The organism is Thermohalobaculum xanthum (genome assembly GCF_016623495.1).
GTDB classification, from domain to species: Bacteria; Pseudomonadota; Alphaproteobacteria; order Rhodobacterales; family Rhodobacteraceae; genus Thermohalobaculum; species Thermohalobaculum xanthum.
In genome coordinates, this window is the sequence record NZ_JAEHHL010000004.1 from 285401 (window position 1) to 296502 (window position 11102).

Sequence of the window (11102 nt, forward strand, 5' to 3'; positions counted from 1 at the left end):
CTATATCCGCCAAGGCATCGGGACGGCTCTGGGTCGTCTGAGGAACGCGGCAAGGGAACATCGCAATGAACAAGATCCATCCTCAGGCCGGCATCGCGACGGAGGCGAGGTCGGTGGATCACCCGACCCGCGAGGAGGCGGAGGCCGCGGTGCGCACGCTCTTGCGCTGGGCCGGTGACGATCCCGACCGCGAGGGGCTGCGCGACACGCCCGCCCGCGTCGCCAGGGCGTATCGCGACTGGTTCCGCGGCTACCGCGAAGACCCCGTCGAGATGCTTGCGCGCACCTTCGAGGAGGTCGAGGGCTACGACGAGATGGTCGTGCTGCGCGACATCCGCTACGAGAGCTACTGCGAGCACCATCTTGCCCCGATCATTGGCGTCGCTCATGTCGGCTACATCCCGACAGACCGCGTCGTCGGCATCTCAAAGCTCGCGCGCGTGGTCGACGCTTTCGCCAAGCGCCTTCAGGTGCAGGAGAAGATGACCGCTCAGATCGCCAACACGCTGAGCGAGGTCCTGCGCCCACGCGGCGTTGCCGTGGTGATCGAAGGCGAGCATCACTGCATGTCGACGCGCGGCGTGCACAAGCCGGGCGTGTCCATGGTGACGTCGACCATGCTTGGCGAGTTCCGCGACGATCCGCGGACCCGCAAGGAGTTCATGGACATCATCGGCAATCCGACCAACCGGATGCGCTGAAGCATCGCGAAAGTTTGCGGCGCAGCCCCTCGCTCGCCGCGGCTCTGTTGCGATCCGTCGGGTCTTTGTTGCGGGCCGCGGGCCTGTGGGCAGAGGGCATATGCCCTCGCGCGACGGCTTCGTGGGCGATTTGGCAAGCGCCGCGGAAGCGCCGCCCGGCGTCATGCCTCTTGGCGGCGCGATAACCATTCATTAACTGCTTTGTGCATGATCACGGAAAAGTTGCTTCTTATCCGGACGCAATTTTAACGATTGCGGGTTGGGCAGTTTTTTTTCGAGGACGGTGGTTCATGGACAGATTCGAGGACATGCGGTGTTTCGTGCAGGTCGCCGACCAGGGCAGCGTCACGCGTGCGGCCGAGGCGCTGGGGATCGCGCCTTCGGCGGTCAGCCGTCGTCTCAAGGATCTCGAGCTCAGGCTCGGGGTCCAGCTCATGGCGCGCACGACGCGGCGCATGAGCCTGACCGAGGCCGGGCAGATCTTCTGCGAGCGGGCCCGGCGTATCCTTGCGGATGTCGATGAAGCCGAGTCGGAAGTGTCCGACACGTCGCGCATGCTGGCCGGTCAGCTCAGGATTGCAGCCCCGTTGACCTTCGGCGTCGCGCATCTGACTCCGATAATCACCGAGTTCGTGAGCATGCACCCCGAGCTCGCGGTGGATGTCGACATGTCGGACCGTATCGTCGATCTGGTCGGCGAGGGCTTTGACCTTGCGGTCCGGATCGGATCGCTGCGCGACAGCACGCTGGTCGCCCGCAAGATCTGCGACGTGCGCGTCGCGGTGGCGGCGGCGCCCTCGTTCCTCGACAAGCATGGCCGCCCGACGCGGCCCGAAGACATGCGCGACTGGCCCGCGCTTGCCTATGTCGGAAGCGAGCGGCCCGACATCTGGCGCTTTCGCCGTCCGGATGGCGGGGAAGGGTCGGTCCAGCTTCCCGTGCGGATGCGCGCGAATAACGGAACGGTCCTGCTGAGTGCCGCGGCGGCCGGACTGGGCGTGGTGATTCAGCCCAGCTTCATCCTTTGCGAGGCGGTTCGCAGCGGTCAGCTCGAGACCGTGCTGACCGATCACGCCTGGCCGGAGATCGCGATTTTCGCCGTCTATCCGCAGACGCGGCACCTGTCGGCCAAGGCGCGCACCTTCATCGACTTTCTGCGCGCGCGCATCGGCTCCCGGCCGTCATGGGAGGCGATGATCGACGCCTGAACGGGGGCGGTTGGTCGAAGCGCTGCCGTCACTGAGCCGGGGGGCGCTTGCCGAACGGGGTCGGCCCCTCGCCGGGGCGACGGAAAACGGAGCCCACGCCCGGCGGGGCGACGCGGCTTGGCGGGGCGGGTGGCTCGAACCAGTCGAGCACGGTCGCGAAGATGTCTGCCGTCAGGACCGCCGTGCCTTGCTGCTCGAGGAAAACGAGGTCCGATCCGCTGTGGCAGCCGCGCCAGCCGATCAGCGTGGTGTTCTCGGGCGCCTCGCCGGCGCCTGCCGCGGGGGTCCCACAGCCGTTGATGCGCTGAATGAGCTCGAGATGCGCCCGGGTCGGCACGGGTGTGGCCCTGTTTGCCTGCACGCGCACGTCGTCGGCATCGAGCGGCCAGAATCCATCCCTGCGGCTGTGCAGCACGAACATGCGCACGGGCGCGCGGCAGCGGCCGGGGAGCGCTTCATAGAAGCCGCCGTTCATCGGGGCATAAGCCGACGCGGTAGACGGTGACAGGCACGCGAGTTCCCATACCAGGGTTGCTCCGTTGCCGTAGCCGGTCAGAAGGGTGCGCTTGCGGTCGAGCTGGAAACGCTGCGCCGCCACCTCGATCACCGAGGTGATGAATGCCGCATCGTCGCGGCCGCCGGTCGAGGTCTTGCGCACGTGCCAGCCCGTCGCGGTCCTGCCGTCCGAATAGGGCTGCGGGCGCCCGGTAGGCGCGACGATCGCGAAGCCGCGGCCCAGCACCATCGCCACGTAGAACGGGTCATTGACGATATCCGCCCCCGTCTCGCCGGCGCTGTGCAGGATCACGACGGCGGGAAAGGGGCCTGGACCGTCCGGCGTCCGCACGTGGTAGTCCCCGCTCGGCAGCGAGCAGGCGATCCGCGTGTCGCCGGAGTTGCAGAAACGATCCGCCGGTGCGGAGCCGACTGAAAACACCAGAGCGCAAGAAAGAAACGCCAGGAAAAGCGGCAGCCGGTTCACCATCGTCATCAGCATTCCCAGATCGTCATGCGCAGCTACCCGGCCTGCTCCTCCCAGCCGCTGGTCCGGCCTTGTCACCTGCCTAGCGCTGGTCGGCGCGGATCTTGACGTAGGAGCCAGGGGCGTCCTCGATCACGCCGAGCTTCGCGCCTGGCTGGCGCGGCGGCACATTGGGGCCGCTGTGCTTCTTGAGCCAGGCATCCCAATGGGGCCACCAGGAACCAGGCGTCTCGGTGGTCCCCTCGCGCCATTCCTCGAGGCTGTCGGCCTTCATCCCGGCCTTGGTCCAGAACTGGTACTTCTGCGGCTCGGGCGGGTTCACCACGCCGGCGATGTGCCCCGAGCCGGTGAGCACGTAGGTCTGCGAGCGCCCGCCAAGAAGCCGGGCGCCGCGATAGGCGGACGCGGCCGGGGCAATATGATCCTCGATCGTAGCCACGTGGTAGCTGGGCACCTTCACCTTGGCGAGGTCGAGCTTCACGCCATCGATCTCGATGGCGCCCTTTGCCAGCGCGTTCCGGTTGTAGAACTGGTCCAGATAGAAGACGTGCACGCGGCCCGGCATCGCCGTCGAGTCCGAGTTCCAGTAGAGCAGGTCGAACGGAAAGTTTTCCTTGCCGAGGAAGTAGTTGTTGATCACGAAACTCCAGATCAGGTCGGTCGAGCGCAGGGAATTGAACGCGCCCGCCATGTTCTCTGCAGCGAGATAGCCGCACTCACCGACCGCACCCTCGATCGTGTCGATTACCTCGTCGTCGACGAAGGCCTGCAGCTCGCCCGCATCTGTGAAGTCGAGCTGCGCCGTGAAGAACGTGGCCGACGCCACCCGGTTGTCGTCGTTCTGGGCCATGTAGGCGAGGGTCGTGCCCAGCATGGTGCCGCCGATGCAGTATCCGACGATGTTCACCTTGTCGGCGCCGGTTTCCTCCAGCGCCTTGGTGATGGCGGTAAGCGGCCCCTTGGCCATGTAGCTGCCCCAGGTCTCGTCCTTCTGGCGCTCGTCCGGGTTAATCCAGGAGATCACGAAGACCGTGTAGCCCTGGCCAACCAGCCAGCGGATCATCGACTTCTTCTCGTTGAGGTCGAGGATGTAGAACTTGTTGATCCAGGGCGGGATGAAGAGCAGCGGGCGCTTGCGCACCGTTTCGGTGCTGGGGCTGTACTGTATGAGCTGCATCACGTCGTTCTGGAACACGACCTTGCCCGGCGTCGTGGCCATGTTCTTGCCGACCTCGAATGCGTCCATGTCCGTCTGGCGGATCATCAGGACGCCCTTGCCGCGTTCCATGTCGCGGATCATGTGCTCGAGCCCGCGCAGAAGGTTCTCGCCCTTCTGGTCGACGGTCGCCTTGAGCACTTCGGGGTTCAGCCCGGGGTAATTCGAGGGTGCATGTGCCTCGATGAAGTTCCGAACGACGAGATCGAGCTTCTTGCGCTCCTGCGGGCTCAATCCTTCCGCCTTCTCGAGGCTGTCCTTGAGCCAGTTCGCGGTCAGCAGGTACGACTGCTTGAGATGGTCGAAGAAGGGGTTCTGCTCCCAGATCTCGTCCTTGAAGCGCTTGTCGCTGCGCGACGGCTCGACGACGGGCTGCACCTTCTCCTCGCCGAAGGCGCGCGCCCATGTGCGGCTCCAGAGGTCGGCGTGCCCCGCCCAGAAGGCCATCGACGCTTCGATGAACTTTTGCGGGTGATCGATGTAGTCGTAGGCGAGCTTCGCCATCGCCGGCGCGGTGTTGAGCGGGTCGGGCTTCAGCGTGGTGATGTCGTGCAACGAGCGCTCGAGCGACTGCGCCCAGACTTTCTGGCTGCGACCGACGAGTTTCTGGAGTCTCTCGGCCAGTTCCTTGGCTTCCGCGAGTTCGGCTGCCGTCGGTTTGTGGTCGTCGTTTCTCATCGGCGTCGTCCTCCCATCGCGGCCGGTCGTTGCGCGTGGCGCCGGCCTCCGCACCATCATACACACGTCTGGCGCCGCCGTGCACCGCTCGCTAATGTGGCGCCGGCGCAAGGTGGTTCGCCATTTGGTGCAGGACAATCGGGCAGAAGGTCGCTCAATGGGATCGGGTGGGAAGATGGTGTGCAGACGAGCGGGGCCCGCGCTGCTGACGCTTGCCGCCGTGCTGGCGGGATGCGGCACGACCGAGCTCTTCGGCACCTACGACGTGCCGGAATCCCCTGAGGTTGCCGAGGCGCCCTGGCCGCGCCTCGTCGATACGCCCACGCCTCCGCCGCAGGGCACATACGGCCCCGGTGTTCCGGACCCCGCGCAGGGCGTCGCCGTCGTGAGCGATCTCACCTCGGTTGCCACGGATTCGGCCGCTCGCGCGGAAACGCTGAGGGATCCCGTGCTCGGCGAGAGCGATCTGAAGCAGCTACGCCGCTGAGCAGCGGGCCTTTGCCGCTTTATTTTCGGGGCGAAGCTGCTAGAGAAGGCAGCCCATCACAACGGGGTCCGGGACTGCCGCCCATGGTCGAAGAGTTCTACCGCATCAAGCGCCTGCCGCCTTACGTCTTCGCCGAGGTGAATCGGATGAAGGCCGAGATGCGCGCCGCCGGGCGCGACATCATCGACTTCGGCATGGGCAACCCGGACATGGACACGCCCGCGCATATTGTCGAGAAGCTGATCGAGACGGTGAAGAAGCCGCGCACGCATCGCTACTCGGCCTCCAAGGGCATTCCGGGACTGCGCCGGGCGCAAGCCGGCTATTACCAAAGGCGCTTTGGCGTCACGCTTGACCCCGAGCGGCAGGTGATCGCGACGCTCGGCTCGAAGGAAGGGCTCGCGAACCTCGCCATGGCGATCACGGCGCCGGGCGACGTCATCCTGAGCCCGAACCCCAGCTACCCGATCCACCCTTATGGCTTCATGATCGCGGGCGGCACGCTGCGCCACATTCCCGCGCTCGATGACGGGCGCTTCAACCCCGAGGCGTATCTGCGCACCCTTGACCGCGCGATCCACCATTCGGTGCCGAAACCAGTCGCGATCGTCGTCAGCTTCCCGTCCAACCCGACGGCCCAGGTCTGCGACCTCGATTTTTACCGCGACCTCGTGGCCATGGCGCGCAAGTATGGGGTCTGGATCCTGTCGGATCTGGCCTATGCCGAGATCTACTACGACGAAAATCCGCCGCCCTCGGTTCTGCAGATTCCCGGCGCGATCGAGTGCACGGTCGAGTTCACCTCGCTCTCGAAGACGTACTCGATGCCGGGTTGGCGCATGGGTTTCGCGGTCGGCAACGAGCGGCTGATCGCGGCGCTGACGCGGATCAAGAGCTATCTGGACTATGGAGCCTTCACGCCCGTCCAGGTGGCCGCCGCGGCGGCGCTGAACGGTCCGCAGGATTGCGTGGCCGAGATCCGTGGCGTCTACAAGGCGCGGCGGGACGTGCTGATCGACGCAATGAAGCGGGCGGGCTGGGACATCCCGGCACCGCCGGCCACGATGTTCGCATGGGCGCCGATCCCCGAGCCGTTCCGAGCGCTGGGCTCGATGGAGTTCGCCAAGGTGCTCTTGGCCGAAGCCGAGGTCGCGGTCGCGCCCGGCGTCGGCTTCGGCGAGTATGGCGAGGGCTTCGTGCGGCTCGGCCTGGTCGAGAACGAGCACCGCATCCGCCAGGCCGCGCGCGGTGTGAAGCGGCTGATCCAGAACGCGGACGAGGTTCTCCAGCGTTACAGCCAGTTGAGGGAGACGCCGGCATGACCACCCCTTTCCGTCTGGGCATCGCCGGGCTTGGAACCGTCGGGCGCGGCGTCGTCCGCATCGTTGCCGAGCATGGCGCCGAGATCGCCACGCGTGTCGGCCGACCGGTCGAGATCGTCGCCGTGTCGGCGCGCGACCGGCGTCGTGACCGCGGTGTGGACCTCACGGCCTTCGCTTGGGAGGATGATCCGGTCGCCCTTGCACGCCGCGCCGATGTCGACTGCGTGATCGAGGTGATGGGCGGTGCCAACGGACCGGCCAAGGCGCTGGTCGACGCCGCGCTCGCAGCCGGCAAGCACGTGGTCACCGCGAACAAGGCGTTGCTGGCGCGTCACGGTCAGGAACTCGCCGAGACGGCCGAGGGCGCGGGCGTGGCGCTTGCCGGCGAGGCCGCGGTGGCGGGCGGCATTCCGGCGCTCAAGGGGCTTGGCGAAGGGCTCGCCGCCAACCGCATCACCCGCGTCTTCGGCGTGCTGAACGGTACCTGCAACTACATCCTGAACGAGATGGAGGCTCGCAAGGCGCCCTACGAGGCGGTCCTCGCCGATGCGCAGCGTCTCGGCTATGCCGAGGCTGATCCAAGCTTCGACGTGGGCGGGATCGATGCCGCGCACAAGCTTGCCATCCTCGCCGCGCTGGCCTTCGGCACGCGGGTCGACTTCGAGGGCGTGGTGACCGAAGGGATCGAGCGCATCACGCTTGCCGACATCGAAACGGCGCGAGACATGGGTTTCTCGATCCGCTTGCTGGGACTTGCGCGGATGCACGAGGCGGGGCTCGAGCAGCGGGTGCGGCCGTGCATGGTCGACGAGCGCAGCCTGATCGGGGCGCTGCCCGGCGTCACCAACGCCGTGGTGGTCGAAGGCGACTTCGTCGGCCAGTGCGCCTTCTCGGGTCCCGGAGCAGGCGAGGGGCCTACGGCCTCCGCGATCATGGCCGATGTTCTCGACATCGCGCGGGGCGCGGTGCGGCCGCTGTTCGGCCGGGCGGCGACGGCGCTCGCTTCGGCGCCGCGGCTCAGCCATGGCGACGAGCATTCGCCCTATTACCTGCGGTTCACCCTCGCCGACCGGCCCGGGGCGCTTGCCCAGATCGCCTCGGCGCTGGGCCGGCAGGGCGTCTCGATCCACCGCATGCGCCAGTACGGCAAGGGCGATCCGGTGCCGGTGGTGATCGTCACCCACGATGCGCGGCGCGACGCGATCGATGCGGCACTGGCCGAGATCGGTGCGCTGCCTGTCAGCGCCGAGCCGCCAGTCGCGATCCGGATAGAAGAAGTCTGACGCGGGCGGCACCGTCGCCACGGCCGCGATCCCGCGCGACAGGGCGCACGCTTGCCAGCGTGCCGGCGCCCGCCTAGACACGAGTGAGGACAAGAGGGAGCGCGCCGACGCGCGGGACCCCCCGAGGGAGGGAGAAGCCGATGAGTGCCGATACCGTCGTCACGTTTCAGGACCGCATGCTTTCGCTGGGCCTCGCCCGCGTTTCCGAGGCGGCGGCGATCGCGTCTGCACGCCTGATCGGGCGCGGCGACGAGAAGGCGGCCGACGCTGCCGCGGTCGCGGCGATGCGCTCCGAGCTCAACAAGCTCGATATCCGCGGCGTCGTGGTGATCGGTGAGGGCGAGCGCGACGAGGCGCCGATGCTGTATATCGGCGAGCAGGTCGGAACCGGTGCCGGTCCAGAGGTCGACATCGCACTCGACCCGCTGGAGGGCACCACGCTTACCGCCAAGGCTATGCCCAACGCGCTCACGGTGATCGCCATGGGGCCTCGCGGCTCGATGCTGCATGCACCCGACGTCTACATGGACAAGCTTGCCATCGGCCCCGGTTTTCCGGATGGCGTCGTGAGCCTCGAGATGAGCCCGCGCGCGCGCGTCGAGGCTCTGGCGAAGGCCAAGGGGTGCCCGCCCTCGGACATCACGGTCTGCATCCTCGAGCGCCCGCGCCATGCCGAGCTGATTGCGGGCGTGCGCGAGACCGGAGCATCGATCCGCCTGATCACGGATGGCGACGTTGCGGGGGTGATCCACTGTGCCGAACCCGACGAGACCGGGATTGACATGTATATGGGGTCGGGCGGTGCACCCGAGGGTGTCCTGGCGGCGGCGGCGCTGAAATGCATGGGCGGGCAGATCCTCGGCCGGCTGCTGTTCCGCAACGACGGCGAGATCGCGCGCGCGCGGAAGGCGGGGATCGAGGATCTCGATCGCATCTACACCCGCGACGACATGGTCAGCGCCGACGTGATCTTCGCCGCGACGGGCGTGACGGACGGCTCGATCCTGAAGGGGGCGCATCGCGATGGGCCCTATCTTCAGACCGACACGATCCTGATGCGCTCGCGCACGGGCTCGGTGCGGCGGCTGCGGTACCGCACCCGCAACTTCTGACGCGCGGCGTGCGGCCCGCGTCGTGGCACTGGAAGCCGTCATGAGCGATCGCCCCGCCCTGTTCGGCGTGACCGCCTCGGTGACCGGCCGGCGCTGGCTGGGGCCGGATGCGGCGGTCGAGCGGCTCGGGCTGGCGATCGCGCAGGCGGCGGAGGTGCCAGAGATCGTCGGCCGGGTGCTTGCCGCACGCGGCGTGCTGCCCGAGGATGCGGTCAGCTATCTCGAACCCAGGCTGCGCGACCTGATGCCCGACCCCTCGATGCTGGCGGACATGGATGTCGCCGCCGAGCGGCTGGTGCGCGCGGTCCGTGACGGTCAGGCCGTTGCGATCTTCGGGGATTACGACGTGGACGGCGCGGCCTCGGCCGCGCTCTTGCGGCTGTGGCTGGGCGCCATGGGCACCGCGGCAACGGTCTACATCCCCGACAGGATCGACGAGGGGTACGGCCCCAATGTTCCGGCAATGCAGGCCTTGTCGGCGGCGCATGACCTGATCGTCTGCGTCGACTGCGGCACGCTCAGCCACGAGCCTCTGGCGGCGGCGCGCGATGCCGGGGCCGAGGTGATCGTGGTCGACCACCATCTTGCCGGGGAAACCTTGCCGCCCGCGGTCGCCGTGGTGAACCCGAACCGGCACGACGACGCTTCGGCCCAGGGACATCTCTGCGCCGCGGGCGTCGTGTTCCTGTTGCTTGTGGCAGCGAACCGCCTGATCCGGGTCGCGGGCGGGCGCGAGGTGCCGCTGATCGACCTGCTCGACCTGGTGGCGGTCGCGACCGTGGCCGATGTCGCGCCACTGATCGGTCTGAACCGCGCCTTCGTTCGCCAGGGGCTCGCGGTTCTGGCCCGGCGCGGACGGCCCGGGCTCGCGGCATTGGCCGACGTCGCCCGGTTGCGGGCGCCGCCGGGCTCGCGCGATCTCGGCTTCGTGCTGGGACCACGGATCAATGCTGGTGGCCGGGTGGGACGCGCCGGCCTCGGGGTCGAGCTTCTCACGACGGCCGATCCGGCGGTTGCCGCGCGGCTCGCCGCCGAGCTTGACCTGCTGAACGAGGAGCGCCGGCGCATCGAGGCCGAGGTTCTCGACGCCGCGATCAGGCAGGTCGAGACGCGCGATCCCGCGGCGCCGCTGGCCTGGGCCGCCGGACCGGGCTGGCATCCCGGCGTGGTGGGGATCGTCGCCGCGCGCCTCAAGGAGCGCTTCAACCGACCCGCCGTGGTAATCGGGATCGACGCGGGCGAAGGCAAGGGCTCGGGCCGCTCGATCCCGGGCGTCGATCTTGGCTCGGCGGTCGGGGCACTGGCGCGCGAGGGCGTGCTGATCAAGGGGGGCGGGCACCGCATGGCCGCGGGTCTGACGGTGGCCGAGGACCGGCTCGAAGACGCGATGGCCGAACTGGCCGCGCTTCTTGCGCGGCAGGGCGCCGGCGCCGAGGGGCCGCGCGATCTCAGGATCGACGGAAGCCTGTCGCCCGCCGCCGCGACCGCGGAGCTCGTGGCGCACCTGGAGGCCGCTGGCCCCTTCGGACAGGCCAACCCCGCCCCGCGCCTGGCCTTCGGCGACGTGATCCCTTCGGGTGCGCGCATCGTCGGGCAGGGGCACTGCCAGATCCGGCTGTCCGCTCCGGGGCGGGGCGGCGCGCTGGCGGGCATTGCCTTCGGCGCGCGGGACAGCGGCATCGCCGAGCTCTTCGAGGCGCGGGCCGCGGCGCGCGCGCCGGTCCATGTGGCGGGGCGGCTCGAGATCGACGACTGGGGCGGGACGCGGCGGGCAAAGTTGCGGATCGAGGATGCCGCGCCGGCAAGCTGAAAAGCCGAACGATTCGCCCTTGATCGGCTGGGGCCTTTTCGCTATCCACCCTCCACCTGACCGGTCTGCACCCTTCGTCTAGCGGTCTAGGACGTCGCCCTTTCACGGCGAAAACACGGGTTCGAGTCCCGTAGGGTGTACCACCGGCAGGGCTTGACGGGCAGGGCGAAAAGGTCCATATGCGCGTCTCGCTGAGCGCCCTTCGTCTAGCGGTCTAGGACATCGCCCTCTCACGGCGAAAACACGGGTTCGAGTCCCGTAGGGCGTACCATCCCTCCCAGAAATGAATGTCCCCTGCGACCT

The 11102-nt window shown here is 68.1% G+C and carries 9 protein-coding genes and 2 tRNA genes; 9 read left to right on the plus strand and 2 right to left on the minus strand.

Going from position 1 to position 11102, the window contains the following annotated elements; genetic code table 11:
* The first annotated feature begins 65 nt into the window (after positions 1-65).
* Positions 66-701 (plus strand): GTP cyclohydrolase I FolE, encoded by a 636-nt coding sequence (gene folE / locus H0I76_RS08990; RefSeq protein ID WP_200609435.1) that lies wholly within the window; start codon positions 66-68, stop codon positions 699-701.
* 290 nt (positions 702-991) lie between these two features.
* A complete protein-coding gene (locus H0I76_RS08995; RefSeq protein WP_200609437.1) occupies positions 992-1909 on the plus strand; it encodes a LysR family transcriptional regulator in 918 nt (305 codons plus the stop codon).
* A 28-nt stretch (positions 1910-1937) separates the two neighbouring features.
* On the opposite strand, the gene H0I76_RS09000 is transcribed toward H0I76_RS08995, so the two are convergent.
* Positions 1938-2906 carry an alpha/beta hydrolase family esterase gene (locus H0I76_RS09000; RefSeq protein ID WP_200609439.1) on the minus strand — a complete coding sequence of 323 codons (969 nt, stop codon included), beginning with the start codon at positions 2904-2906 and terminating at the stop codon, positions 1938-1940.
* A 67-nt stretch (positions 2907-2973) separates the two neighbouring features.
* On the minus strand, positions 2974-4785 hold the full coding sequence (locus tag H0I76_RS09005; RefSeq protein WP_200609441.1) for a PHA/PHB synthase family protein: 1812 nt from the start codon (positions 4783-4785) through the stop codon (positions 2974-2976).
* A 175-nt stretch (positions 4786-4960) separates the two neighbouring features.
* Between H0I76_RS09005 and H0I76_RS09010 the strand changes: the two genes are divergently transcribed.
* From H0I76_RS09010 to H0I76_RS09040, 7 genes are all read left to right on the plus strand, one after another.
* Entirely contained in the window at positions 4961-5272 is a 312-nt protein-coding gene (locus H0I76_RS09010) for a hypothetical protein (protein ID WP_200609443.1), read from the plus strand.
* Positions 5273-5355: 83 nt separating this feature from the next.
* On the plus strand, positions 5356-6594 hold the full coding sequence (locus H0I76_RS09015) for an LL-diaminopimelate aminotransferase (protein WP_200609445.1): 1239 nt from the start codon (positions 5356-5358) through the stop codon (positions 6592-6594).
* On the plus strand, positions 6591-7877 hold the full coding sequence (locus H0I76_RS09020; RefSeq protein ID WP_200609447.1) for a homoserine dehydrogenase: 1287 nt from the start codon (positions 6591-6593) through the stop codon (positions 7875-7877). The genes H0I76_RS09015 and H0I76_RS09020 overlap by 4 nt, the downstream gene beginning before the upstream one ends.
* 140 nt (positions 7878-8017) lie before the next feature.
* On the plus strand, positions 8018-8989 hold the full coding sequence (glpX, locus tag H0I76_RS09025; protein WP_200609449.1) for a class II fructose-bisphosphatase: 972 nt from the start codon (positions 8018-8020) through the stop codon (positions 8987-8989).
* 40 nt (positions 8990-9029) lie between these two features.
* The gene (recJ, locus tag H0I76_RS09030) at positions 9030-10799 is read left to right on the plus strand and encodes a single-stranded-DNA-specific exonuclease RecJ (RefSeq protein ID WP_200609451.1); all 1770 of its coding nucleotides are present in this window, start codon (positions 9030-9032) and stop codon (positions 10797-10799) included.
* A gap of 67 nt (positions 10800-10866) precedes the next feature.
* Positions 10867-10942 (plus strand) — tRNA-Glu (locus H0I76_RS09035).
* Positions 10943-10994: 52 nt separating this feature from the next.
* Positions 10995-11070, plus strand: a tRNA-Glu gene (locus H0I76_RS09040).
* Positions 11071-11102: the final 32 nt, after the last annotated feature.